The organism is Pseudomonas sp. Pseusp3, from assembly GCF_047304225.1.
Classification (GTDB): Bacteria; Pseudomonadota; Gammaproteobacteria; order Pseudomonadales; family Pseudomonadaceae; genus Aquipseudomonas; species Aquipseudomonas fluorescens_CD.
In genome coordinates, this window is sequence record NZ_JBGLYV010000085.1 from 1 (window position 1) to 25,322 (window position 25,322).

24 protein-coding genes are annotated in these 25,322 nt (G+C 61.5%); 11 read left to right on the forward strand and 13 right to left on the reverse strand.

Annotated elements, in window-relative coordinates:
• Positions 1-84 precede the first annotated feature (84 nt).
• Genes ACCD00_RS23400 through arsC form a run of 3 tightly spaced genes read right to left on the reverse strand, consistent with a single transcriptional unit; the run spans position 85 to position 1,459 of the window.
• A complete protein-coding gene (locus tag ACCD00_RS23400) occupies positions 85-510 on the reverse strand; it encodes a DUF2069 domain-containing protein (protein ID WP_413427739.1) in 426 nt (141 codons plus the stop codon).
• Positions 511-512: 2 nt separating this feature from the next.
• Positions 513-1,109 (reverse strand): NAD(P)H:quinone oxidoreductase, encoded by a 597-nt coding sequence (wrbA, locus tag ACCD00_RS23405; RefSeq protein ID WP_008016513.1) that lies wholly within the window; start codon positions 1,107-1,109, stop codon positions 513-515.
• Positions 1,106-1,459 (reverse strand): arsenate reductase (glutaredoxin), encoded by a 354-nt coding sequence (arsC, locus tag ACCD00_RS23410; protein WP_413427740.1) that lies wholly within the window; start codon positions 1,457-1,459, stop codon positions 1,106-1,108. The genes wrbA and arsC overlap by 4 nt, the downstream gene beginning before the upstream one ends.
• Before the next feature lie 114 nt (positions 1,460-1,573).
• Here arsC and ACCD00_RS23415 point away from each other — a divergent pair, with 114 nt between their 5' ends.
• The gene (locus tag ACCD00_RS23415; protein ID WP_413427741.1) at positions 1,574-2,041 is read left to right on the forward strand and encodes a TlpA disulfide reductase family protein; all 468 of its coding nucleotides are present in this window, start codon (positions 1,574-1,576) and stop codon (positions 2,039-2,041) included.
• 40 nt (positions 2,042-2,081) lie between these two features.
• Here the strand turns inward: ACCD00_RS23415 and ACCD00_RS23420 are convergent, their stop codons facing one another.
• The 4 genes from ACCD00_RS23420 to ACCD00_RS23435 all read right to left on the reverse strand — a co-directional run bounded on the left by ACCD00_RS23420 (position 2,082) and on the right by ACCD00_RS23435 (position 6,839).
• Complete coding sequence (locus ACCD00_RS23420; RefSeq protein ID WP_413427742.1) at positions 2,082-2,486, reverse strand: META domain-containing protein; 405 nt, start codon at positions 2,484-2,486, stop codon at positions 2,082-2,084.
• Complete coding sequence (locus tag ACCD00_RS23425) at positions 2,486-2,920, reverse strand: hypothetical protein (protein ID WP_007988765.1); 435 nt, start codon at positions 2,918-2,920, stop codon at positions 2,486-2,488. Before ACCD00_RS23425 ends, ACCD00_RS23420 begins: the two co-directional genes overlap by 1 nt.
• A 77-nt stretch (positions 2,921-2,997) precedes the next feature.
• Positions 2,998-3,990, reverse strand: coding sequence for a 2-hydroxyacid dehydrogenase (locus ACCD00_RS23430; RefSeq protein ID WP_413427743.1), 993 nt, complete (start codon positions 3,988-3,990; stop codon positions 2,998-3,000).
• 95 nt (positions 3,991-4,085) lie between these two features.
• Positions 4,086-6,839, reverse strand: coding sequence for a response regulator (locus ACCD00_RS23435; RefSeq protein WP_413427744.1), 2,754 nt, complete (start codon positions 6,837-6,839; stop codon positions 4,086-4,088).
• Between the two features lie 216 nt (positions 6,840-7,055).
• Between ACCD00_RS23435 and ACCD00_RS23440 the strand changes: the two genes are divergently transcribed.
• The 7 genes from ACCD00_RS23440 to ACCD00_RS23470 all read left to right on the forward strand — a co-directional run bounded on the left by ACCD00_RS23440 (position 7,056) and on the right by ACCD00_RS23470 (position 15,565).
• Positions 7,056-7,781, forward strand: coding sequence for a response regulator transcription factor (locus ACCD00_RS23440; protein WP_413427745.1), 726 nt, complete (start codon positions 7,056-7,058; stop codon positions 7,779-7,781).
• On the forward strand, positions 7,771-9,192 hold the full coding sequence (locus ACCD00_RS23445; RefSeq protein ID WP_413427746.1) for a histidine kinase sensor domain-containing protein: 1,422 nt from the start codon (positions 7,771-7,773) through the stop codon (positions 9,190-9,192). The genes ACCD00_RS23440 and ACCD00_RS23445 overlap by 11 nt, the downstream gene beginning before the upstream one ends.
• A gap of 223 nt (positions 9,193-9,415) precedes the next feature.
• Positions 9,416-10,318, forward strand: coding sequence for a cysteine synthase CysM (cysM, locus tag ACCD00_RS23450; RefSeq protein ID WP_413427747.1), 903 nt, complete (start codon positions 9,416-9,418; stop codon positions 10,316-10,318).
• Positions 10,318-11,670 (forward strand): 23S rRNA (uracil(1939)-C(5))-methyltransferase RlmD, encoded by a 1,353-nt coding sequence (rlmD, locus tag ACCD00_RS23455; RefSeq protein ID WP_413427748.1) that lies wholly within the window; start codon positions 10,318-10,320, stop codon positions 11,668-11,670. Before cysM ends, rlmD begins: the two co-directional genes overlap by 1 nt.
• Before the next feature lie 120 nt (positions 11,671-11,790).
• Entirely contained in the window at positions 11,791-14,034 is a 2,244-nt protein-coding gene (gene relA / locus ACCD00_RS23460) for a GTP diphosphokinase (protein WP_008016525.1), read from the forward strand.
• 126 nt (positions 14,035-14,160) lie between these two features.
• Entirely contained in the window at positions 14,161-14,994 is an 834-nt protein-coding gene (gene mazG / locus ACCD00_RS23465; RefSeq protein WP_413427749.1) for a nucleoside triphosphate pyrophosphohydrolase, read from the forward strand.
• Positions 14,995-15,022: 28 nt separating this feature from the next.
• Complete coding sequence (locus ACCD00_RS23470; RefSeq protein WP_137805339.1) at positions 15,023-15,565, forward strand: DUF2058 domain-containing protein; 543 nt, start codon at positions 15,023-15,025, stop codon at positions 15,563-15,565.
• Positions 15,566-15,636: 71 nt separating this feature from the next.
• Here the strand turns inward: ACCD00_RS23470 and ACCD00_RS23475 are convergent, their stop codons facing one another.
• From ACCD00_RS23475 to ACCD00_RS23500, 6 genes are all read right to left on the reverse strand, one after another.
• Positions 15,637-15,825, reverse strand: a complete 189-nt coding sequence (locus ACCD00_RS23475) for a hypothetical protein (RefSeq protein ID WP_008016528.1) — start codon at positions 15,823-15,825, stop codon at positions 15,637-15,639.
• A 405-nt stretch (positions 15,826-16,230) separates the two neighbouring features.
• Entirely contained in the window at positions 16,231-17,451 is a 1,221-nt protein-coding gene (fabB, locus tag ACCD00_RS23480) for a beta-ketoacyl-ACP synthase I (protein ID WP_008016529.1), read from the reverse strand.
• An 11-nt stretch (positions 17,452-17,462) separates the two neighbouring features.
• Positions 17,463-17,978 (reverse strand): 3-hydroxyacyl-[acyl-carrier-protein] dehydratase FabA, encoded by a 516-nt coding sequence (fabA, locus tag ACCD00_RS23485; RefSeq protein ID WP_003179264.1) that lies wholly within the window; start codon positions 17,976-17,978, stop codon positions 17,463-17,465.
• A gap of 247 nt (positions 17,979-18,225) precedes the next feature.
• On the reverse strand, positions 18,226-20,127 hold the full coding sequence (locus ACCD00_RS23490) for an ATP-binding protein (protein ID WP_413427750.1): 1,902 nt from the start codon (positions 20,125-20,127) through the stop codon (positions 18,226-18,228).
• Positions 20,124-21,056, reverse strand: coding sequence for an ABC transporter substrate-binding protein (locus tag ACCD00_RS23495; RefSeq protein ID WP_413427751.1), 933 nt, complete (start codon positions 21,054-21,056; stop codon positions 20,124-20,126). The genes ACCD00_RS23490 and ACCD00_RS23495 overlap by 4 nt, the downstream gene beginning before the upstream one ends.
• 1 nt (position 21,057) lies before the next feature.
• Positions 21,058-23,181 carry a TonB-dependent receptor plug domain-containing protein gene (locus tag ACCD00_RS23500; RefSeq protein ID WP_413427752.1) on the reverse strand — a complete coding sequence of 708 codons (2,124 nt, stop codon included), beginning with the start codon at positions 23,179-23,181 and terminating at the stop codon, positions 21,058-21,060.
• A gap of 195 nt (positions 23,182-23,376) precedes the next feature.
• On the opposite strand from ACCD00_RS23500, the gene ACCD00_RS23505 reads away from it, so the two are divergent.
• Genes ACCD00_RS23505 through sixA form a run of 3 tightly spaced genes read left to right on the forward strand, consistent with a single transcriptional unit; the run spans position 23,377 to position 25,233 of the window.
• Positions 23,377-24,402, forward strand: a complete 1,026-nt coding sequence (locus ACCD00_RS23505; protein ID WP_413427753.1) for an NAD(P)H-dependent glycerol-3-phosphate dehydrogenase — start codon at positions 23,377-23,379, stop codon at positions 24,400-24,402.
• 31 nt (positions 24,403-24,433) lie between these two features.
• Positions 24,434-24,781 (forward strand): DUF4389 domain-containing protein, encoded by a 348-nt coding sequence (locus ACCD00_RS23510; RefSeq protein ID WP_413427754.1) that lies wholly within the window; start codon positions 24,434-24,436, stop codon positions 24,779-24,781.
• Positions 24,778-25,233 carry a phosphohistidine phosphatase SixA gene (gene sixA, locus ACCD00_RS23515; protein ID WP_111281595.1) on the forward strand — a complete coding sequence of 152 codons (456 nt, stop codon included), beginning with the start codon at positions 24,778-24,780 and terminating at the stop codon, positions 25,231-25,233. Before ACCD00_RS23510 ends, sixA begins: the two co-directional genes overlap by 4 nt.
• Positions 25,234-25,322: the final 89 nt, after the last annotated feature.

Below are 25,322 nucleotides of genomic sequence, written 5' to 3' on the forward strand. Positions count from 1 at the left end.
CCCCCCCGCCCCCCCCCCCCCCCCCCTCATCTAATAATCTATCACCTTGGGGGGGGGGGTGCCCCCCCCCGCGAAGGCGTCAGGTCAGGCGATGGAGATTTCGCCCTCGCCAGCCAGCTTGCGATTCAACTGATACCGCCAGCGCACATACAGCAGCGCCGAGCAAAACACCGCCAGGCTCGCGCCCATCTCCAGCAAACCGAAGATCTGCCGGTTCGGGTCATAGGCAGCCAATGCGCCCTTGATGAAATACAGGTTCACCACAAAGCACATCCACGAATGCCCGCGTGGGTTGCCGAGGATCATCCCTGGCGCCAGGATCAGCAGCGGCACCAGCTCGATCAACAGAATCACCCAAGGCCGGGCGCCGTGCAGATCGGCTACAAGCAGGTAGTAGATGCACAGCAGGCCCACCAGACCGAAAAAACACAACAGACTGATCACGCGCATGGCCCGGACACGGGGTTCAAGCCATTCAATGGCGGGCAGGATCTTCGGCTTCTTGGCCACCCTCAGCCCTCCAGTTTCTGTGCGGTCTTCGCCAGGCGCATGCCCAGCGCGCGGCACAGCGCCACTTCATGGGCATCCAGACCGCTTTTGCCATCGGCACCGGCGTGGTGGCTGGCGCCGTACGGCGTGCCCCCGCCCTGGGTTTCCAGCAGTGCCGATTCGCTGTACGGCAGGCCGGTGATCAGCATGCCGTGGTGTAACAACGGCAGCATCATCGACAGCAGGGTCGTCTCCTGTCCGCCATGCAGGCTCGCCGTGGAGGTGAACACACCCGCCGGTTTGCCCACCAGCGCGCCGGTCAGCCACAGGTTACTGGTGCCGTCGAGGAAGTATTTGAGCGGTGCTGCCATGTTGCCGAAGCGGGTCGGGCTGCCGAGTGCCAGGCCGGCGCAGTTCTTCAGGTCGTCGAGGCTGGCATAAAGCGCACCTTCGTCGGGAATCTCCGGCGAAACGGCTTCGCACTCGGTGGAAATCGCCGGCACCGTGCGCAGGCGGGCTTCAAGCCCGGCCTGTTCGACGCCACGGGCAATCTGCCGGGCCATCTCGTTGGTCGAGCCGCTGCGGCTGTAGTACAGAACCAGAATGTAGGGCGCACTCATGGCAACAGTTCCAGGATCTGCTCCGGCGGGCGGCCGATGATGGCCTTGTCACCGACTTCGAGAATCGGTCGCTCCATCAGTTTCGGGTGGGCGGCGATGGCGGCGATCAATTGTGCTTCGCTCAGGTTGCTGTTGGCCAGGTCGAGGGTTTTGTACTCGTCCTCGCCGGTGCGCAGCAATTGCCGGGCGCTGATCCCGAGTTTGCCCAGCAGGCGCTGGATTTGCGCGGCGTCCAGCGGAGTGTCCAGGTAACGGACCACGGTCGGAGTCAGGCCACGGGCTTCAAGCAGTTCGAGCGCACCGCGGGATTTCGAGCAGCGCGGGTTGTGATAAAGCGTCAGATCGGTCATGAGCGGGTCGCATCTTGCGTAAGGTGGCGGCTATTCTAACTGTGCGGCGCGCAATCCAGAACCGTGAGAGGCGATGGGTCGCAGGCGCATTCAATTTTTGACAAGGAACACGACATGACAAGGCGACTGGCAGCAGCATTGGCGATCATCGGAGCGTTGATGCTGGGGGGCTGCGGTAATGACTATGGCATCGACCAGGACGGCCACAAGATCGCCGCCAACCGGTTGGACGGCAAATGGCTGGTACTTAACTACTGGGCAGAATGGTGCGGGCCTTGCCGTACCGAGATCCCGGAATTGAACACCCTGGCCGAGCAGCTCAAGGACAGGAAAATCGGTGTGTTCGGGGTCAACTTCGACAACGTCCAGGGGCAGGAATTGAAGGGCGCGAGCGAGAAACTGGGGATCAGGTTCACGGTGCTGGCCCAGGACCCTTCCGAACTGTTCGAGCTGCCACGCAGCGAGGCGTTGCCAGTGACGTACATCATCGATAACAAGGGCAAGGTGCGCGAGCAGTTGATGGGTGAACAGACGGCGGCGGGGGTGATGGCGAAGCTTGAGGCGTTGCAGGCGAAGAATTGACCCTGCAGGAGCCGGCAAGCCGGCTCCTGCAGGTTTACGATCAACCCTCCTCGAGCCACCAACGCAGCGGCTTGCCTTCGGCTGGCCAGAAGCGGATCTGCTCGATCGGGGAGACGTCCCAGCGCTGGACGTTTTCCAGGGCCGAGAGGAAGCGTTTTTCCTGCTCCATCAGCGCCGGCGCGCACAGTTTGCGGGTGCTGCCGATTTTGCCGAAGGTCAGTTTGTCGCCATCAAGGGTGTACGGCGCAAACCAGTGGTTGCAGCCGCCATTGCCGTAGGCCCGGCCGTCTTCGCCGAGGGTGATGGTCAGGTGGCTGTAGTCCATCAACGGCCGCTCGCCGATCCACTCCAGGATGTAGCTGTGGTTCTGTTGCAATTGCACCGGCTCGGCGGCGCAGCCCAGCAGGCTGGCGCCGACCGTAGCGGTCAGAGCAAGGCGTTTCATCACGCAGGCTCCTGGCATTTCGGGCACAGGTGTTTCTCGCCAACGGTGGTCCAGCCCAGCTCGGCAATCCGCGCGGTGGCGGCAGGCTTTTCAGCCTTGTTGCCCAGTTTGGCATCGACGGCGAACTCGAAGCTCAGCTCTTTGGCACAGCTGTCACAGTTCACCTGCCAGGTGTGGATCGCCAGTTCGCCGAACACCGGGCCACTGGCCACCGCGACCCATTGGCCGGGCGGATTGATCAGATGGCGAACCGTTTCGACGGTCAGGCGCATGGACAAATCCTTGGCGCCCTTGAGGGTCACGACCAGCACGTCGTTGTTGCGAATCGAGCCACCGTTGCCGGTGACCTGATAACGCCCCGGCACCAGGGCGCGGCATTCGGTGAGGGTGTGTTGCGGGTTCATCAGGCTGTAGCGGAAATCGTGTTCGACCATGGGTCCTCCAAATATGCGCGATATGCTAGCACGGGCTTGCACGCCGCATCGCGCAGGCAAATGACCTTCGATCCGTTTCAGTCTCCCGTCACCTGATTTTCCGCTGTGCCCGCCGTCCAGGCTGCAATATTGCGCAACGTGGTGGCGGCAATCGCGTCCAGCGCTTCGCGGGTCAGAAAGGCCTGGTGCGCGGTGACGATCACGTTGGGGAAGGTCAGCAGCCGTGCCAGCACATCGTCTTGCAGCGGCAGGTCGGAGCGGTCCTCGAAGAACAGTTGCGCCTCTTCCTCATACACGTCCAGTCCCAGGTAACCCAGGCGACCGTCTTTCAATGCATCGATCAGCGCGGGGGTATCCACCAGGCCACCACGCCCGGTATTGATCAGCATCGCGCCCGGTTGCATGTGCGCCAGTGATTCGCGGTTGATCAAGTGCTTGCTCTGCTCGTTGAGCGGGCAGTGCAGGCTGATGATCTGCGATTCGGCCAACAGTTGCGGCAGGCTCAGGTAGCGCGCGCCGAGGGCTTCGACCTGCGGGTTGGGGTAGGGGTCACAGGCCAGTATCTGGCAGCCAAACCCGTTCATGATCTTTGCGAAGGTGGCACCAATCTGCCCGGTGCCGACCACGCCGACAGTCTTGCCCACCAGGTCGAAACCGGTCAGCCCCTGCAGTCTGAAATCCCCTTCGCGGGTGCGGTTGTAGGCGCGGTGCAGACGCCGGTTGAGCGCGAGGATCAGCGCCACCGCGTGTTCGGCTACGGCGTGGGGCGAATAGGCCGGGACGCGCACGATGGCCAGCCCCAGACGCTTTGCCGTCGGCAGGTCGACGTGGTTGTACCCGGCCGAGCGCAAGGCGATCAGGCGTGTGCCTCCCGCCGCCAGGCGTTCGAGCACCGCCGCGCCGAGGTCATCATTGATGAACGCGCAGACCGCTTCATACCCCTGAGCGAGCGCCACTGTGTCGAGGCTCAGGCGTGCAGGCTGAAAGTGCAGCTCGATGCCGGCCGGTTGCCCGGCCGCGAGAAAACTGTCGCGGTCGTAGTTCTGGCTGCTGAAAAGAATCGTACGCATGCGGTGCTCCTTGAGGGTGGCCTGCACGATTGAGCAAGCCGGCATTCGGCAGTCGTCAGATTAGCTCGCCGGCAGACCCGCGCGATTGCGCTGCATCAAGCATTCATGCGCGCCTGGGCTGCCAGGCGATTGATCGCCCGGTCGAGCTCATCCAGTGCAATGCTGGCTTTCGGGTCCTGTTGCTTGAGCAGGGTTTCGCTGCGTTGGCAGGCCGCACGCAATTGCGGTACGCCGCAGTAACGCGTCGCGCCATGCAGGCGATGGACTCGTTCGATCAGGGCGTTGTGGTCATTGCTTTGCTGAGCAAAACGGATGGCTTCGCGGTCAGCCTCCAGGGATGCCAGCAGCATCGCCAGCATGTCTGCAGCCAGATCAGCCTTGCCGGCGGCCAGGCGCAATCCTTCCTCGTGGTCGAGCACCAACAGGTCGTGGGCGCCGCCATGCCCATCGCCGGAGCGCTCCGGGCTGTGATTGCGCAGCGCCAGGCCGCTCCACTTCAGCACCACCTGTGCCAATTGCCGCTCGCTGATCGGTTTGGTCAGGTAGTCGTCCATGCCGCTTTGCAGCAGCGCGCGTTTTTCGTTGGCCATGGCGTGGGCGGTGAGGGCCACGATCGGCAGCGGCGTGCAATGCCGTTGGCTTTCCCACTGACGGATCGCCTCGGTGCTCTGGCGGCCGTCCATGCCAGGCATCTGCACGTCCATCAACACCAGGTCGAATGTCTCGTTCTGTACAGCCTTGACGGCGGCATAACCACTTTCCACCGCGAGTACCTTGGCGCCCATGTCTTCGAGCAGGGTCTGCACCAGCATCAGGTTGGCCGGGTTGTCGTCGACGCATAGCACCTTCGGGGCACGGCTGGATACCGGTTCGCCCGGTTCACTGCGCATCGGGCGCGGGCTGACCAGGTCAGACAGGGAGCGTCGCAGCTTGCGGGTGCAGGCCGGTTTCGCCTGGAGCTGGCTGTGGGGGTTGGGTACGGAAAGATGGAACAGCGTCTGTTCCGTGGTCGGGCACAGCACCAGCACTTTGCAGCCAAGATGTTCGAGGTCCCAGATGTGCTGGTTGAGGCGCTCCGGCGGCATGTCGTTGCTGGTGATGCCGAGCACGGCGAGGTCGATCGCCTGATCGGTCTGGTGGGCGGCGGTGACGCCATTGGTCAGGCTTTCCAGGGTATTGAACGACGTGGTGCTGAGGCCGCAGTCTTCCAGTTGATGCTGCAACGCCTGCCGCGCCAGCTCGTGGTTTTCCAGCACCGCCACCCGACGCCCGAGCAAGGGCGCGGCGGGCAGGTCTTCGGCATCGTCGCGGGTTTTTGGCAGGCTCAGGCTGATCCAGAATTCCGACCCTTCCCCCGGCGTGCTGTCGACGCCGATCTCGCCGCCCATCTGTTCGATCAGGCGCTTGGAAATCACCAGGCCCAGGCCAGTGCCACCAGGTTGTCGCGACAGCGAGTTGTCGGCCTGGCTAAAGGCCTGGAACAGGGCGCGCACGTCCTGGTTCGACAGACCGATGCCGGTATCCTGAATGCTGATGCGCAACTGCACGGTGTCTTCGTGCTCTTCTTCAAGCATGGCACGGGCGACGATGGTGCCTTCGCGGGTGAACTTGATCGCGTTGCTCACCAGGTTCGTCAGGATCTGCTTGAGCCGCAACGGGTCGCCCACCAGTGACAGCGGCGTGTCCCGGTACACCAGGCTCACCAGTTCCAGCTGCTTGGCGTGGGCGGCCGGAGCGAGGATGGTCAGGGTGTCCTGCAGCAGGTCGCGCAGGTTGAACGGAATATGGTCGAGCACCAGCTTGCCGGCCTCGATTTTCGAGAAGTCGAGAATCTCGTTGATGATGCCCAGCAGGCTGTCGGCGGATTTTTCGATGGTGCCCAGGTAGTCGAGCTGACGCGGGGTAAGCTCGCTTTTTTGCAACAGGTGGGTGAAGCCGAGGATGCCGTTGAGCGGGGTGCGGATTTCATGACTCATGTTGGCCAGGAATTCGGACTTGATCCGGCTCGCTTCCAGGGCTTCCTTGCGCGCCAGGTCCAGCTCGATGTTCTGGATCTCGATGGTTTCCAGGTTCTGGCGCACATCTTCGGTGGCCTGGTCGATGCTGTGCTGCAATTCTTCCTGGGCGTTCTGCAGGGTGCCTGCCATGCGGTTGATACCGGAAGCCAGCTCGTCCAGCTCCTGACTGCCGAGGGGCGGCAAGCGGGTTTCCAGATGACCGTCCTTGAGTTGGGCCACGGCCTGCTTGATCTGACTCAGTGGCCGATTGATCGTGCGGCCCATGCGCACGGCCAGCAGTGCCGCACCTATCAGTCCCGCACTGATCAACATCAGGCTGGCGAACAGGCTGCGGTAACCGCGCAACAGCATACCGTTATGGGACAGTTCAAGTTCGACCCAGCCCAGCAGGCGGTCGGCTTCTTCGGGAATCAGGTCCCCGGCCAGGTTGCGGTGTTTGCCGAAGACCGGCAGCAGATAGCGGGTCGCATCGTTGCCACTGCGGCGCAGCATCTGCGTGCCAGTGCCGGAGGGCAACTGATTGAGCATGGACGGGCCGGCGTGGGCCAGCAGCGTGCGATCGGGCGCCAGGAAGGTCACGGCCCGTACGTCGGTTTGTTCCAGGGCCTGGGTGGCGATGCGTTCGAGCAGTTCGTTGTCCTGATGGCCCATCGCGGGTGCGGCCAGTGGCGCCAACTGCTCGGCGATCATTTCGCCGCGCTGCATGAGTTGGGTTTGCAGGTCAGCCTGTTGCATCCAGGTAAAATACCCCCCCAGCACCAACGCCATGAGGCTGGTTGGCAACAGGGTCAGCAACAGCACGCGGCCTTTGATTCCCAGTTTCTTGAGCACGCATCTCTCCTGCATCCCGCTATTTATGGACCGGCACATGCATCCGCCATGCACCACTTGCGCAGTGTAGCGATTTGCTCGCGGTCAATCCTCGTAAAAATGGTGCGGTCATTCGTCGGCCCGCGCGACTCATTGGTGATGCGGACAAACCGTGGGTTGCCCCTGGCGTGGCAATCTTGAATAATCAGCTCAACTGAGAATTGTTTGCAGATAGTCATGACTCCCATCACTGCTGGTCTCCCCCGAATCCTGTCCATCGAAGACGACCTTGTGCTCGGCGCCTACGTCCATGAACACCTGGACCGCAGTGGCTTCCAGGTGACCTGGTGCCAGAACGGCCAGGAAGGCCTGGAGATTGCCCGGCGGCAACCGTTCGACGTGGTGCTGATGGATATTCTGCTGCCGGGCATGGACGGTCTGGCGGTACTGACCCAATTGCGCCAGAGCCATTCCACCCCGGTGCTGCTGATGTCGGCCCTCGGTGCCGAGGCCGATCGCATCAGCGGCTTTCGCCTGGGGGCCGATGATTACCTGCCAAAGCCTTTCAGCATGGTGGAGTTGCGGGTACGCATCGAAGCCATTCTGCGGCGGGTGGCCCTCGACCGCCGGCCCGCCCCCGCACCCGCAGTGCCGGGCCCTTCGATGGACAGCCTGCGTTTCGACGAAGAAAGCTTCGAGGTCTTTTATGGCGAACAGGCCGGCGGCCTGACCCGCAGTGAATATCGGTTGCTGGAGACGCTGCACCGCAGCGCCGACGAAGTACTGAGCAAAGCCTTCCTTTATCAACAGGTGCTGCAGCGCGGTTACGCGGCCCATGATCGCAGCCTGGACATGCACATCAGCCAGATCCGCCGCAAGCTCAAGGCCATTGGCTACACCGAACGCGAAGTGCGCACGGTATGGGGCAAGGGTTACATCCTGAGTGCCGCCGATGAAATGTAACTTGCCGGGCAGGCATTCGCTGTTCTGGAAGCTTGCTTGCCTATTGGTTGCGTTCTGCTTGTTGATGATCTGGCTCAGTTGGTCCTGGGGACGTTATATGGAGCAACGCAACCAGTTCCTCTCGGATGAAGCCCGCGGCACCCTGACAGGCTATGCCGCCGAAGCCGAACAGGCGTGGCAGCAGCGCCAGAGCGCCGGTGTCGATGACTGGCTGCAAGGCATGTATCAGCGGGAAAAAGGCTGGGTCGGTGTCATCGGCGGTGATTTGCAGTCCTTGAGCAACCGATCGCTGACGGACAAGGAAATCGAACGCCTGACTTTTTTGCGCGGCCTCGATTGGCCGGTCCACAAGAAAGGCCGGCCGTGGATGCGCATACCGTTTCCCGGAGACCCGTCCGCCGGCAGCCTGGTGATCGAACTGCCCGAGCGCTTTGTGCCGGGTCATTACCGGGTGTTCTGGCGCGTGATCACCAACGGCGTGATTCCGGGGTTGTTCACCTTGCTGCTGTGCGTCGGCCTGTACCGCTTGCTGGTGGTGCCGCTCAACAGCCTGCGTGAGCAGGCCAATGCCTGGCGTGCCGATCAACTGAGCGTACGGCTGTCGACGCGGACCACCAATCGCTCGGATGAACTGGGCGAGCTGGGCAGGGCCTTCGATCACATGTCTGAACGCCTGCAAAGCACCGTGGCCTTGCAGCAGCAACTGCTGCGCGACCTGTCGCACGAATTGCGTACGCCCTTGAGTCGCCTGCGGGTGGCCAGTGAAAGTGAACAGGGACTGGAGCTATTGCGCGAACGTATCGGCCGTGAGGTCGATGGCATGCAGCGCCTGGTGGAAGACACGCTACAGCTGGCATGGCTGGACACCGAGCGCACCCGGTTGCCCGACGAGGCGATCCAGATCCAGGCCCTGTGGGAAATGCTCACGGAGAATGCCTGCTATGAAAGTGGCTGGCCCGATACCCGGCTGCAATGCACGGTGGATGCATCCTGCTGGGTGCGCGGTCATCTCAACACCCTGGCCCAGGCACTGGAAAACATTCTGCGTAATGCGATTCGGCATTCGCCGGCCGGAGGCATAGTCAAATTGGGCGGGCGGCGTGATGGCGATTTCTGGCACCTGTGGCTGGAGGATCACGGCGGTGGTGTGGCGCAAGCTGACCTGGAACGGATCTTCCTGCCGTTCACCCGACTTGATGGTTCGCGGCCGGGGGATGGCGGGTTTGGCTTGGGGTTGAGTATCGCCAGGAACGCGGTGCAGCGTCAGGGCGGGAAGCTTTGGGCGCAGAACACCGGGAATGGGTTGCGGATGAATTTGCGGTTGGTGGCGGAGGATGGCGATGCCAGTGACAACGCCTTCGCGAGCGAGCCCGCTCCCACATTGACCGTGTTCCAACCGCAAAACGCATGATCACCCCGGTACCCTGTGGGAGCGGGCTTGCTCGCGAAGATGCCCTCACTCCCACCACAACAACCCTGTTTTTCACACTCCGAGTGGCACAGCGACTTGTCGCTTGCAGCTCGAAGCCTGCCGCTTATTCCCATAAACCATAAGCACCACACTTTGCGTGATATGGCCTGCGAACGTTTGCCGGTATGATAGTCGCCCCCGCAGTCTGGATTGCGAATACGCCATGACCTTGCAGTACCCAACCATCGCCGATTGCGTCGGCAACACTCCGCTGGTCCGTTTGCAGCGCCTGCCCGGCGCCACCAGCAATACCCTATTGCTCAAGCTCGAAGGGAACAACCCGGCGGGTTCGGTCAAGGACCGTCCGGCGCTGTCGATGATCACCCGCGCCGAACTGCGCGGGCAGATCCACGCCGGCGATACGCTGATCGAGGCGACCTCGGGCAACACCGGGATCGCCCTGGCCATGGCCGCCGCGATCAAGGGTTACAAGATGATCCTGATCATGCCGGACAACTCCAGCGCCGAACGCAAGGCGGCCATGACGGCCTATGGCGCCGAGCTGATTCTGGTCAGCCAGGAGCAGGGCATGGAAGGCGCCCGTGACCTCGCGCAGAAAATGGAAGCCGAGGGTCGCGGCAAGGTCCTGGACCAGTTCGCCAACGGGGACAACCCCGAGGCGCACTACACCGGCACCGGCCCGGAAATCTGGCGCCAGACCGAAGGCACCATCACCCATTTCGTCAGCTCCATGGGCACCACCGGTACCATCATGGGCGTTTCGCGCTACTTGAAAGAGCAGAACGAGAACGTGCAGATCATCGGTCTGCAACCCATGGAAGGTTCGGCGATCCCGGGTATCCGTCGCTGGCCCCAGGAATACCTGCCGAAGATCTACCAGGCCGATCGCGTGGACCGCATTGTCGACATGGCCCAAAGCGAAGCCGAAGACGTGACCCGTCGTCTGGCTCGCGAAGAAGGCATCTTCTGCGGCGTGTCATCGGGCGGTGCCGTTGCAGCGATGCTGCGCCTGTCTAAAGAAGTTGAAAACGCGGTGATCGTCGCGATCATCTGCGACCGCGGCGACCGTTACCTGTCGACCGGCATTTTCGACGCGCCCAACTGATGGCCAAACATGAAAGAGGCCTGCGCTTCCAGCCCACCGGCGGCAGCAAGGCCCCGCAATTCCCGACCGGCAAAAAGCAGCGCCTGACCATCGAGCGCCTGGCCAATGACGGTCGCGGTATCGCGTTTTTCGAAGGCCGCACCTGGTTCGTCATCGGCGCATTGGCCGGCGAAGAAATCGAGGCTCGCGTGCTCGGTGCCCACGGCAAAGTGGTCGAGGCGCGGACCGAGCGGGTGTTCACGGCCAGCGAATTGCGCCGCCCGGCGCCGTGCGCCCATGCCGGTCGTTGCGGCGGTTGCAGCGTGCAGCATTTGCCTCACAACGAACAACTTGCCCTGAAACAGCGCATGCTCGCCGAGCAGTTGGCGAAGGTCGCGGGCGTCGAACCCGAAGAGTGGGCGGCGCCATTGAGCGGTGCGGAATTCGCATACCGACGTCGCGCCCGTGTGGCGGTGCGCTGGGACATGAAGGCGAAGAAACTCGAAGTCGGGTTCCGCGCCGCCGGCAGCCAGGACATCGTGGCCATCGCTGATTGCCCGGTGCTGGTACAGCCCTTGCAACCGATCATGAGCCGTCTGCCGGAGATGCTGCGGCGCCTGAGCAAACCTCAGGCTCTCGGGCATGTGGAGTTGTTCAGCGGTTCGACATTGGCGGTTTTGCTGCGGCACATGGCGCCGTTGTCCGACGCCGATCTGACGATCCTCAAGGAGTTCTGCGCGTTCCACGAAGCCCAGTTGTGGCTGCATGGCGACGGTGAACCGCAGCCGGTCGAGGCCGGTCAGTCGTTGGGCTATCGCCTTGAACAGTGGGATCTGGAGCTGGCGTATCGTCCCGGGGATTTCATCCAGGTCAACGCCGGAGTCAACGAAGCGATGGTCGCCCAGGCGCTGGACTGGTTGAAGCCGACAGCGGATGAGCGTGTACTCGACCTGTTCTGCGGCCTGGGCAACTTTGCCTTGCCGCTGGCCAAAGCCGCTCGCGAAGTGGTGGCGGTGGAAGGCGTGCAGGTGATGGTCGATCGGGCAGCGGCGAATGCCGCTAGCAATAATCTGCATAACGCGAAGTTTTTTCAGGCCGATTTATCCCAGCCTTTGACGGACGCTGAATGGGCCGCTGAAGGCTTTTGTGCGGTACTCTTGGACCCACCGCGTGACGGTGCTTTCGAGGTTGTGCGCAAGCTCAAGAGCCTGGGCGCCGAACGGTTGGTGTACGTGTCGTGCAACCCGGCGACCCTGGCGCGCGACACGGTCGAATTGATCAGGCAGGGCTACCGGTTAAAACGTGCCGGGATTCTCGATATGTTTCCTCAAACGGCACATGTCGAGGCCATGGCGTTATTTGAAGCGAGCTAGGATGCTCGTCTGGTCCGACTGGCCCGCCCGTGCAGCCGCACCCAGCCCGATGTGGGCGCACGGGCAACGAAGGTCAGCGATTTGACGCATTGAATCTGCGTCGTAGGGAAGGTAAGCAAGATGGTACAGGTGAGAGCACACCAGCCGATCAACACCGACGGCAGTATCAATCTCGAGGCTTGGCTCGATCACGCGGTGAGTGTCGATCTGGCACTGGATCGCGAAGCCTTGAAGGAGGCCTGCGAGTACGCTCGCGAGGCCGAACAACAAGCCAATGCGGCACAGAATCTGTGGTCGGAAGGTAACTCGACTTTCCGTACCGGCCTCGAGATCGCCGAGATCCTCGCCGATCTCAAACTCGATCAGGATTCACTGGTCGCCGCGATCCTGTATCGAGGCGTGCGCGAAGGCCAGATCAAGTTGCCGGCGGTCAGCCAGCGCTTTGGTCCGGTGGTGGCCAAACTCATCGACGGCGTGCAGCGCATGGCCGCGATCAGCGACAGCCTGAGCCCGCGCAAATCCCTGGTGCTGGGCACCCAGGGCCAGGTTGAAAACCTGCGCAAGATGCTGGTGGCCATGGTCGACGACGTTCGCGTCGCCCTGATCAAGCTGGCCGAACGCACTTGCGCAATCCGTGCGGTGAAAACCGCCGACGACGAAAAGCGCAACCGCGTGGCCCGCGAAGTCTTCGACATCTACGCGCCACTGGCCCATCGCCTGGGTATTGGTCATATCAAGTGGGAGCTGGAGGACTTGTCCTTCCGTTACCTGGAGCCGGACCAGTACAAGCAGATCGCCAAGTTGCTGCATGAGCGGCGACTGGATCGCGAGCGCTTCATCAGCGACGTGATGAGCCAGCTGAAAAACGAATTGCAGGCTACCGGCGTCGATGCCGACATCAGCGGCCGGGCCAAACACATCTATTCGATCTGGCGCAAAATGCAGCGCAAGGGTCTGGAGTTCAGCCAGATCTACGACGTGCGTGCCGTTCGTGTGCTGGTGCCGGAAATGCGCGATTGCTACACCGCGCTCGGCATCGTCCACACCCTGTGGCGACACATCCCGAAAGAGTTCGACGACTACATCGCCAACCCCAAGGAAAACGGCTATCGCTCGCTGCACACGGCGGTGATCGGGCCCGAGGGCAAGGTGCTGGAAGTGCAGATCCGCACTCACTCGATGCATGAGGAAGCCGAACTCGGCGTGTGCGCGCACTGGCGCTACAAGGGCACCGACGTCAAGTCCGGTTCCAATCACTACGAGGAGAAAATCTCCTGGCTGCGTCAGGTGCTCGAGTGGCATGAGGAGCTGGGCGACATCGGTGGCCTGGCGGAACAGCTGCGGGTCGATATCGAGCCTGACCGGGTCTACATCTTCACCCCGGACGGTCACGCCATCGACTTGCCGAAGGGCGCGACGCCCCTGGACTTCGCCTACCGCGTACACACCGAAATCGGTCATAACTGCCGCGGCGCCAAGATCAACGGGCGTATCGTACCGCTCAACTACAGCCTGCAAACCGGTGAACAGGTCGAGATCATCACCAGCAAGCACGGCACCCCGAGCCGCGACTGGCTGAACCCGAACCTGGGCTACGTCACCACGTCGCGGGCACGGGCGAAGATCGTTCACTGGTTCAAGTTGCAGGCTCGTGACCAGAACGTCGCGGCCGGTAAAACGCTGCTTGAGCGCGAACTCAATCGCCTCGGTCTGCCCGCGGTGGATTTCGACAAGTTGGCCGACAAGGCCAACATGAAAACCGCCGAGGACCTGTTCGCTGCCCTCGGTGCCGGCGATTTGCGCCTGGCGCAACTGGTCAACCTGGCGCAGCAACTGGTCGAGCCGGAGCGCGGCAACGAACAGCTGGAACTGATTCCGCGCAAGGCCACCGGTTACAAGCCGGGCAAGCGCGGCGATATCCAGATTCAGGGCGTTGGCAACCTGATGACCCAGATGGCCGGTTGCTGCCAGCCATTGCCGGGCGATGCAATCGTCGGCTACATCACCCAGGGCCGCGGCGTGAGCATTCACCGCCAGGACTGCGCCTCGGTGCTGCAACTGGCCGGGCGCGAGCCGGAGCGAATCATCCAGGTCAGCTGGGGGCCGGTACCGGTGCTCACCTATCCGGTGGACATCATCATCCGCGCCTACGACCGTTCCGGTCTGCTGCGTGACGTCTCGCAGGTGCTGCTCAACGAGCGGATCAACGTGCTGGCGGTCAACACCCGCTCGAACAAGGAGGACAACACCGCGTTGATGTCCCTGACCATCGAGATTCCGGGGCTGGATGCATTGGGGCGGTTGCTGGGGCGGATTTCGCAGTTGCCGAACATCATCGAAACCCGGCGCAACCGGACACCATAAGACATGTAGGAGCGAGCTCGCTCGCGATGGACGTCAACGATGACGCGTGCAATCAGGTTAAACGCGCCGTCCTCAGGTTCTTCGCGAGCAAGCTCGCTCCTACAGAGAGCGGGCAGAGATTGATCGATGTATAGCCTTGAAGATTTGTTACACCTGATGAGCCGCCTGCGCGACCCGCAGTACGGTTGCCCATGGGACATCAAGCAAACCTGGGCCACCATCGTCCCGCATACCCTTGAAGAAGCCTACGAAGTCGCCGACGCCATCGAACGCGGCGACTTCGATCACGTGCAGGGTGAGCTGGGTGATCTGTTGTTCCAGGTGGTGTATTACAGCCAGTTGGCCCGGGAGGAGGGGCGCTTCGAGTTCGCCGGCGTGATCGACAGCATCACCCGCAAGCTGATCCGCCGTCATCCCCACGTGTTCCCCACTGGTGACCTGTATGCACCGCTGGATGTCCCGCGTCTGAGCGAGGAACAGGTCAAGCAGCGCTGGGAAGAGATAAAGGCCGAAGAGCGCGCGGAGAAATCTTCGGCACCCGAACAGTTGTCGTTGCTCGATGATGTCCCCGCTGCATTACCGGCGCTGTCCCGCTCGGCCAAATTGCAGAAGCGCGCAGGGCAGGTCGGCTTCGACTGGCCGGACGCCTTGCCGGTGCTCGATAAAGTGCGTGAGGAGCTCGATGAAGTCCTCGAAGCCATGTCGGAAAACGATCCCGAAGCCGTGGCCGACGAGATCGGCGACCTGCTGTTTTCAGTGGTCAATCTGGCGCGGCATCTCAAGGTCGATCCGGAAACTGCGCTGCGTGGCGCCAACGGCAAGTTTGAACGACGCTTCCGTTTTATCGAACAGGCATTGCGCGATACCCGTCGTCCCATGGAAGATTGCACCCTCGAAGAGTTGGACGCCTTGTGGGGCGAAGCCAAACGTCAGGAAAAGAATTTGCCCAACTGCGGTTGAGCAGTGGCCTAAGTGAGTAATAAGCACCATGAGCATTTCCCTTCGCGACCAGTTGCTCAAAGCAGGGCTGGTCAACCAGAAGCAGGCCAAGCAGGTCAGCAAAGACAAGCAGAAGCAACAGCGCCTGGCCCACAAGGGGCAAATCGAGCTGGATGATTCCCAGCAGCGCGCGGCACAGGAAGCCATGGCCGAGAAGGTCAAGCGCGACCAGGAACTCAACCGCCAGCAGCAGGAAAAAGCCGAGGCCAAGGCCCGTGCCGCGCAGGTCAAGCAATTGATCGAAGCCACGCGTCTGCCGAAGTTGACGACCGAGGACTACTACAACTTCGTCGACGACAAGAAGGTCAAGCGCCTCTCGGTCAACACCCTGATGCGCAACAAGCTCAGCAACGGTTCGCTGGCTATCGTGCATCACGCTGGTGGCTACGAAGTGATTCCGCGTGAAGCGGCACTGAAGATCCAGGAGCGCGATCCGCAGCGCATCGTGCAGATGAACGTGAAGACCGAAGAGGTCAGCACCGAGGACGATCCGTACGCGGCCTATCAGATTCCTGATGACCTGATGTGGTAAGCCGTTAGTCGCTGCAACAACGACAAACCCCGCTCATGGCGGGGTTTGTCGTTTTCAATGCTGTGACAGGTTCAGGCGGATCGTAAATCCCGTTGCTGTTCTTGCAGTTCCAGTTCGGCCTTGTAGTTGTGGGCGTCGATTTCGTTGTGGAACATGCCGACCAGCAAGTCTTGTTGATGCACGTCCCAGATCCGTACACCGGCGGCTACGCCTTCATGGGACATGTGTGAATCGTCGCGTTCAGTTACTTTAACAGTCATCTGCTAGCTCCAAATCTCAAGTTATCTGCAGCAAGGCGTGTGCAGGACTCTGTTATAGATTTTGTTAGCCTGCTAAGTAAATGGTCGAGATTGGAAAGGGTTTTTTACAAAAATGGAAACAGTCCTGCAGCCCGCGTAATCCGCGACATTCGGTCGCAGGCTGTTGAGTTTCATGACAAAAGCTTCATGTTCGCGACGATGAAAACTGCGGGCTGAACGCAAAACCTGTGGGAGCGGGCTTGCTCGCGAATTCGGTCCGGCATTCACCACCTGTGTCGACTGAAACACCGCATTCGCGAGCAAGCCCGCTCCCACATGTATCGCATGTGCTGTCCCATTTTCAGAGTGCAAAAAAAACGCCCCGAACCAGTCGGGGCGTTTTTTGTGCGGCTCAGCAGCGGGAAATTACTTGCCTTCCCAGCGCTTCAGTACCAGCGTGGCGTTGGTGCCACCGAAACCGAAGCTGTTGCTCATCACGGTGTTGATGGTGGCGTTTTCGCGGGTCTTGGTCAGCACCGGCAGGTCGGCCACTTCAGGGTCCAGCTCGTCGATGTTGGCGGAACCGGCAATGAAGTTGCCTTCCATCATCAGCATGCAGTAGATCGCTTCGTGAACGCCGGCGGCGCCCAGGGAGTGACCCGACAGGCTCTTGGTGGAGCTGATGGCCGGAGCCTTGTCGCCAAACACTTCACGCACACCTTTCATTTCCGCGACGTCGCCGACCGGGGTCGAAGTGCCGTGGGTGTTCAGGTAGTCGATCGGGGTGTCGACGGTGGACAGCGCCTGCTGCATGCAGCGGATCGCGCCTTCGCCGCTCGGGGCAACCATGTCGTAGCCGTCGGAAGTCGCGCCGTAGCCAACGATTTCCGCGTAGATCTTCGCACCACGGGCCAGGGCGTGTTCCAGCTCTTCAACCACGACCATACCGCCACCGCCGGCGATGACGAAACCGTCACGGTCGGCGTCATAGGCACGGGAGGCCTTTTCCGGAGTGTCGTTGCGCTTGCTGGACAGGGCGCCCATGGCGTCGAACAGGAACGACTGGCTCCAGTGCTCTTCTTCACCGCCACCGGCGAAGACGATGTCCTGCTTGCCCATCTGGATCTGTTCCATGGCAGTACCGATGCAGTGAGCACTGGTGGCGCAGGCAGAAGCGATGGAGTAGTTCAGGCCCTTGATCTTGAACGGAGTGGCCAGGCAAGCGGAAACGGTGCTGCTCATGGTCCGCGTTACGCGGTATGGGCCGACGCGCTTGACGCCTTTCTCGCGCAGGATGTCCAGCGCTTCCATCTGGTTCAGGGTCGATGCGCCACCGGAGCCGGCGATCAGGCCGGTACGCGGATTGGACACCTGCTCTTCGGTCAGGCCCGAGTCGGCGATGGCGTCTTTCATGGCCAGGTAGGCATAAGCTGCCGCGTGGCCGACGAAGCGATAGATCTTGCGATCGATCAGCTCTTCAAGGTTGAGGTCAATGGAGCCGGAAACCTGGCTACGCAGACCCATTTCGGCATATTCCGGGTTGAACCGGATGCCAGGGCGGCTTGCACGCAGGTTAGCGGAGACGGTCTCTTTGTCATTGCCCAGGCAAGAAACGATGCCCAGACCAGTGATAACGACGCGGCGCATGCGGATAACCCTTAGAAGTTGTCAGTGGAGGTGAACACGCCGACCCGGAGGCCTTCGGCGGTGTAGATTTCGCGCCCGTCGACAGTGACCGAACCGTCGGCGATGGCCAGGTTCAGCTTGCCCTTGAGGACGCGCTTGATATGAATGTTATAGGTGACTTTCTTGGCGGTCGGCAGGACCTGGCCGAAGAATTTCACTTCGCCCGAACCCAGCGCACGGCCACGGCCCGGCAGGCCTTGCCAGCCCAGGAAGAAGCCGACCAGTTGCCACATGGCGTCGAGGCCCAGGCAGCCCGGCATCACCGGATCGCCTTCGAAGTGGCAGGCGAAGAACCACAGGTCCGGAGTGATATCCAGCTCGGCGACCAATTCACCTTTGCCGTACTTGCCACCTTCTTCGCTGATCAGGGTGATGCGGTCAACCATCAGCATGTTCGGGGCGGGCAGTTGCGCGTTACCTGGGCCGAACAGCTCACCGCGACTGCAGCGCAGCAGGTCTTCCCGGGTAAAGGCGTTTTGTTTGGTCATGCGAGCTCCTCAATAGTCCCATGCGGCAGGTGGGGCAAATCTTCCCGGCCGATCGAAGCGTTCATGCCTCGAACCGGCAGCCTACTCATAGACTATTGCGTTGTGGTGAAAGTCACAGCAACAAGGACATGAATGTACACTTGTGCACTGAAATTATTATTCAAGCCCCTTTTCGGGCCTGTCGAGGTGCCTAAGACTGCCGCACTTTCGCCTTTCACGCCAGTCGCAGATGGTCGAAAGGCCTGTACTACTGCACCCAACGTTGCAGAATTTGCTGCAGATCATTCCGTTTGAAGGGTTTGGCCAGGTAATCGTTCATTCCCGCCGACAGGCACGCTTCGCGATCGCCCTGCAAGGCATTGGCGGTCAGGGCAATGATCGGCAGGTCGGTGCAACCGGGCAACTGGCGGATCTGCCGGGTGGCTTCATAGCCATCGATGACCGGCAAGCGGCAATCCATCAGGATCGCTTCGAAAATCAGGCTCTCGGCACTGCGTACCGCCTGCGCGCCGTCGGTCGCGACACTGACCTTGAAGCCCAGGCTGCGCAACATGGCTTCGATGACCGTCTGGTTGACCGGGTTGTCTTCGACCAGCAGCACATTGCGCCCTTCGCCGTCGCTGTTGCCGGTTTGCGCGCGTGGGGCCAACGGCGGCTGTGTCTGCTTGTGCAGTGCCAGGGGGATTTCCAGGGTGAACACCGAGCCGCGGCCTTCCTCACTCTGCGCGCGCAAGGTACCGCCCATGCGCTCGGCGAGCGTGCGGGCGATCGGCAGGCCCAGCCCGGTGCCACCGTAGCGCCTTGAAATGGAGCTGTCGGCCTGCTGGAAAGCGTTGAACATCAACTCCAGGCTTTGCGCCGGGATGCCGATGCCGCTGTCGCGCACTGTGCAGGTGAACCATAGCAACTCGTGATCCAGCGACTGCCACTGAGCCGCGATGGTGACACGGCCCTGCTCGGTGAACTTCAGCGCATTGCCGACCAGGTTGACCAATATCTGCCGGATACGCGTCGGGTCGCCCTTGACCTGCAAGCCGCGCATGTCGTCGGGGATCATCAGTTGCAAGTCGAGACCGCGCTGCGCGGCGCTGTGCTGGAACGACTGGGCGCAACTGCCGATCAGGTCGACGAGGTTGAACGGAATATGCTCCAGTTCCAGTTCCGAACGTTCGATCCGCGAAAAATCCAGGATGTCGTTGATGACCTTGAGCAAGTGCTCGGTAGATTCCGAGGCCAGCGCCGCGTACTCCACCTGTTCCTCGGTCATGTCGGTGGTTTCCAGCAACTGCAGCATGCCCAGTACGCCATTCATTGGCGTGCGCAGTTCATGGCTCATCATGGCGAGGAAGTCGGATTTGGCGTTGTTGGCCTTTTCCGCCTCTTCGCGGGTCTGGATCAACTGCGCCATGGCCTGGTGTTGTTCGCGGCTGGCCTGCTCGAGACCGCTGGCGAGGTTGTTGATGTGTTGCGACAGCGCCCCCAGCTCGGTGTCATCGACAATCGGCAGCGGTTTTTTGTAGTCGCCGTCCTGGATTGCCTTGACCGCATTGCCGATGTCACGGATCGGTCGCGACAGGCTGCCCGCCAGACGCCGGGCCACGAGGAAGGTAAAGAGCAGGGCAAACAGCGCCAGGATGGCGGCCTTGAGCACGATTTCCTGCTGACGCCGGCTGAAGGCATCGTTGGACAGCCCGACGATCACCCGGCCAAGATAGTCTTCGGCGGGGGCCGCACTGGCGGTTTTGCTGCTCTGAAAAAAATCATTGTGCAAGGCGATTCGCTGCAGCCGTATCGGTGCCTGGAACACTTCGAGCTGCTGCGCGCGATTGTGGTGTTCACTCGGTTGTTCGACGTACACCAGAACCCGGTTTGTACTGTCCTGGATTTCCAGAAAGCTCACGTTGGGTGTGGCCAGCGTCGCCTTGAGCAAGGTTTCGAGCACTTCGATGTTGCCCGAAATCACGCCGTACTCGGTGGCCGGGGCCAGTTGATTGGCGATCAACTGGCCGGTGTGGGTGATTTCCTGACGCAGATCCTGAATGCGTACGAACGTGAAAAAACTGATCAGCAACAAGGTCAGCAGCAGGGCAGGGCCAAGGCTGATGAGTTGGGTGCGAGTGTTGATGTCCCAGCGGCGGCGCAAGCTCATGGACGGCGTTCTCCTTCAGCCAGCAACGTGGCGACAGACGCTTCGTTTATCTGTTCGATACCCAGCGAACGCGCCACCTGCGGATTACTCGCGACCTTGAATCGATCGGGGTAGTGCGTGCGCGGCCAGGTGGCCGGTGGCCGGTCGAGCAATTCGTTGATGATCGCCAGCCAATCGCTCTGATCGCTGTAAGTGCTGGCCAGACTCCCGGCCTTGACGAATCCGGCGTTGGGTCCGATCAGCGCCACTTGCTGCGAGTAGCTGCTCAGCAGCAGGTTCTTGGCGGTTTGCGGGTTGTACAGGTCGGCGTCGTCCAGGCCCAGCAACACGTCGCTGTTTTTCAGCAAGGCCTGTAGCGGGCGACTGTCGTGAATGTTGTCCCAGCGCTGGGTGACCACCTCAAGGCCCAAGGGGAGGGCGGCCTGACGCAACTCATTCAACAGGAATTCACTGTGGTTGTCGTAGAGCACGCCGATGCGTTTGGCTTGCGGCAACAGGGTGCGTGTCAAGCGCAACTGGCGGTCCAGCGGTGGATCGCTCCATAGCAGGGAAAGGCGCGCAGGCAGCATGTTGTTCAAACGTTGCCGGGCTTGCAGGCGGCTGATACGCAACACCAGTGTTGCCGGGCCCCGGGCGCCCTGCAGGCGCCAGTCGAGGCTGGGCAGGTCGAGCAGTATCAAGCGGGTGTTTTCCGGCAGCTTGTCAGGAACCGGCAAACTGGCCAGTGTCTGGAATCGTACGTTATCGCTCGGCCGTAATTCGCTCAGGGCCTGAGTAAACGCCCGCACACCGGGGCTGTCTTCGGCCCCCGTGAGCAAGATGTCGGCCGCGTTACTCGCCAGGCTGCCCAGCAGGCCGCTTGTCAGCAGGCAAAGCATGGCCAGCAGCCGACCCAGGGTCGGCGCTCTCCACGCCGGACGACACGGCATCTTAAAGCTCCAGCTCCGCGCTGAAATACATCACGTGGCGCTGCTCATAATTGTTGTCGATGAAAGTGGTCGGCTGATTGTCCAGCCGTTGCTGGAGCACTCCGGCCAGCTCCAGGCTGGCCTTGCCCAAGGCAATACGTTTGGCGATGCGCGCATCGACCCGTTCAAAGCGGTAGCCATTGAGGGCGTCATCGCCATAGTAGAAAAGCGCACTGTTCCAGCCCCGGCCCCAATCGCGCAGCCATCCGGCTGAACCACTGTTGCTTGCAGTCTGTCTGGCATCCAGCGGGTTGCTGGTGTCGGCATCGACGTAGGCATAGGTCAGTCGCAGGCGATCGAGGCTGCCGACACGCCAGTCGAGCTGGGTTTCGGCGCCGGTAAATCGCGCCTCGTTGGCATTGCTGGCGATGTACTGATTGTTGCGCAGCGGTTCACTGATCATGCCGGTGATTTCGTCGTGGAACAACTTCACGTCGACCGCCAGCCCCGGTGCGGGAAAGTAGCCGTTGTAGCCCAGTTCCCGGGACCGCATGTGCTCTTGATCGAGGTCGCCGGGGCCACGGGTCTTGACGAAATAGCGGGCGCTGGACTGGCCAAAGGCACCGGGCCTGAGGTTGGTGACCTGATAACTCCAGTTGACGTTGTTCTCGAACATGTCCGGAGAACGGACGGCCTCTGAGTACACCGCACGCAAGCCGTGGCGCGGGTTGATCAGGTAGTTGACCGCCATGCGAGGTGTCAGCGAGCTGCCGATCAAGCGGGTGTCCTCGAACATGGCTCCGCCCTGCAGCAGCCAGTGTTCGCTCGGACTCCACTCGAACTGGCCGAACGCCCGCCAGATCCTGTCATCGAGCGTGCCATTGAAGTAGGTTTCGGAGTCCGCCCGGTCGTAGCGATAGTTCATCCCGCTGACCAGCCGCAGGTTATCGGCAAGGCTCAGAGTGTCCTGCAGCTCGAGGTCGTAGCGCGATTCCCGGGTGCTCTGGTCGATGTCGCCGCAAACGGTCTGGCTCGCGCCGTTGCGCCATTGATCGAGTACCTGGTTGGCCAATGCCTGCTCGGCGGGTGTGCCGGCCGGTGCACCAGGACCGATGAAGCGCGTGATGTTGCGGGCCAGGCGTTCGGTGTAGTTCGGGTTCAATTGCCAGAGCTCGGTCAGTTGCGGGCTGAACGAAACTTCTGCGTCGCAGGCGCGCCAGGTTTGCTGACGGTCCCAGTGTTGGGCCGAACCCTGGATATAAAGGCTGTGGTCGGGATTGACGTCCAGATTCCAGCGCAATGACCCGGCGTAGTCCTTGGCGGTGACGTCGGAGTCGTTGCCCGCGCGGGTAATCCCCGGAAACACCGGCCGGTAGGTATAGGGCCGCTGGTTGGTGCCGTCCTTGCCATTCAATTGCCAATCGAGGCTTTGCCGTTCGTCGAGGCTCTGGCTGACGGCGAGGTTGAAGCGATTGAGGCGGCGACTGTCATGGTAGGCGGCGCCGGTTCGGTCGGTGTCGAAACCGTCGTCTTGCTGGCCGGACAGGGACAGGCGCAAGTCACCGTCCTCCCAGCTCATGCCCTGGCTGGCATAAAAGTCGTTGATGCCGCGCTGGCCCTGGGTGACCTTCATGCGCGTACCGTGACTGTCGGCGGGCCGCCGGGTAATGATGTTGACCACTGCCATCAGGGCATTGGCACCGTAGCTGACGGTATTCGGCCCGCGGAAGACTTCGATGCGCTCGATGTCTTCCATGGCCACCGGTATGTCACTCCAATCCACGGTGGCGAGGCCGGCGCGATACACCGAACGCCCGTCGATCAGCACTTGCATGCGTCGCGCTTGCGTCGCATTGGTGCCGTGGTAATTCACCGCCGCCTGATTGCCGTTGATGTTGCCGACCATCATCCCCGGTACCAGACGCAGCAGTTCGCTGATGTCGCGGGCGCCACTGGCGTGGATCAGGGCACTGTCGATGACCGTCATGCTTCCCGGAACGGCCGCCGGCGACTGCTTCAGGCGCGTGGCCGTGAGCACTTGCGGTAGCGGTTCGTTGTCCAGGAACAAGTCGTCGGCCAGCAATGGCGAGCTGAAAATCAGCGCCAGTACCAGAGGCGAACGCGGTGAAGGAGTACCCGGAGACACAACACATCCCTGTCAGTGATTGAAGGCGCGCATGTTAACCGAGCCGAATGACTTTTCCATTCACGATGTCTGCATTTTCCTCGGTTTTAATGGTCTTCTTCCTACGGGTGCCGGTATTTGATGTCGGGGCTGGCCGCCGATGGGCTGCCCCGTATAATGCCGACATCGCCACTGGTATGGATTAACGGATTGCATATGACTGAACAGCGCCCGATTGCGGTCCTGGGAGGCGGAAGTTTTGGAACCGCCGTGGCTAATCTGCTGGCCGAAAATGGGCATCAGGTCCTTCAGTGGATGCGAGACCCCGAACAGGCCGAGGCCATTCGGGTCAATCGCGAAAACCCGCGTTACCTCAAAGGCATCAGGATTTTGCCGGGTGTGACTGCAGTCACCGACCTGCAAGCCACCCTGGACGCCTGTGACCTGTGTTTTGTCGCACTGCCCTCCAGCGCGCTGCGCTCGGTGCTGGTGCCGTACGCTGAACGCCTGACCGGCAAATTGCTGGTGAGCCTGACCAAGGGCATCGAAGCCCACACGTTCAAGTTGATGAGCGAGATCCTCGAAGAGATCGCCCCGCAAGCGCGCATCGGCGTATTGTCCGGGCCGAACCTGGCCCGTGAAATCGCCGAACATGCACTGACCGCCACGGTGGTCGCCAGTGAAGACGAAGAACTGTGCCAGCAGGTTCAGGCCGCGCTGCACGGGCGCACCTTTCGTGTCTATGCCAGCGCCGACCGTTTCGGTGTAGAGCTGGGCGGAGCATTGAAAAACGTCTACGCGATCATCGCCGGCATGGCGGTGGCAATGGGCATGGGGGAAAATACCAAGAGCATGCTGATCACCCGGGCTCTGGCGGAAATGACCCGTTTCGCGGTGAATCAGGGCGCCAACCCGATGACCTTCCTGGGGCTGGCAGGCGTGGGCGATCTGATCGTGACCTGTTCGTCGCCCAAGAGCCGCAACTATCAGGTCGGCTTCGCCCTCGGCCAGGGCCTGAGCCTGGACGAGGCCGTCACGCGCCTGGGCGAAGTCGCCGAAGGGGTCAACACCCTCAAAGTGCTCAAGGCCAAGGCCCAGGAGGTTGGCGTGTACATGCCGCTGGTCGCCGGGTTGCACGCGATCCTGTTCGAAGGCCGCACGCTGGAGCAGGTCATCGGTCTGTTGATGCGTGGCGAGCCGAAAACCGACGTCGACTTCATTTCCACCAGTGGTTTCAACTAATCACGCTTGCCAGAAAAGCAGGGAGTTGCACATGAACGATCCAAAAGTAGAAGCCAGGTACGAATCCATCCTGCTGCGCGTGTTGTGGATGATCGTCTTCGTGCTGGTGTGGCAAGTGGCGCAGTTCATCCTCGGCGCCGTCGTGCTGGTGCAGTTGATCTATCGTTTGTTTTATGGCGCCCCGAGCGCCAGCCTGATGAATTTCGGCGACAGCCTGAGCCAGTTTCTGGCGCAGATCGGTCGTTTCGGCAGCTTTCACAGCGACCAGAAGCCTTGGCCGTTCGCCGATTGGCCGGCGCCGCGTGCGCCGGAAGGTGAAGCGCCGCATGTCGTGGCACCGGCACCGCATCCGGCTCGAGATGAGGAACCCAAGCTATGAAACTCTGGGTATTGCGTCATGGTGAAGCCGAACCACACGGTTCCAAACCCCACGATTCGGAACGGGAACTGACTGCCAACGGTCGTGAAGAAGTGCTGCGCGCCGCCGCCAACCTGGTGGGCCAGCCGCTGACAGCGATCTATGCCAGCCCTTACATGCGAGCGCAGCAGACGGCGCAACTGGTGCGCGAAACACTGGGATTCGAACCGGAAATCCGCATCGTCGAATGGCTGACTCCGGACACCGACCCGGACAAGGTCGCCGAGCAACTGGTTTCTGTCAGTGAAGCCCTGCTGGTCAGTCACAACCCGCTGGTGGGTAACTTGCTGAGCTACCTGCAACATGGCGCAGGATATCCCCCGGAGAGAGTCAGCACCGCCGGGCTGGCCGAACTCAAGGGCGATGAACTGCTGGTCGGTTCGATGACGCTCGACAGCATCAAGCACCCGTAACGTCGCTTTTCTGTGGGAGCGTGGCTTGCCCGCGAAAACATCGACTTGGTTTGCCTGATAAATCGCGGAGCCTGCATCGCGGGCAAGCC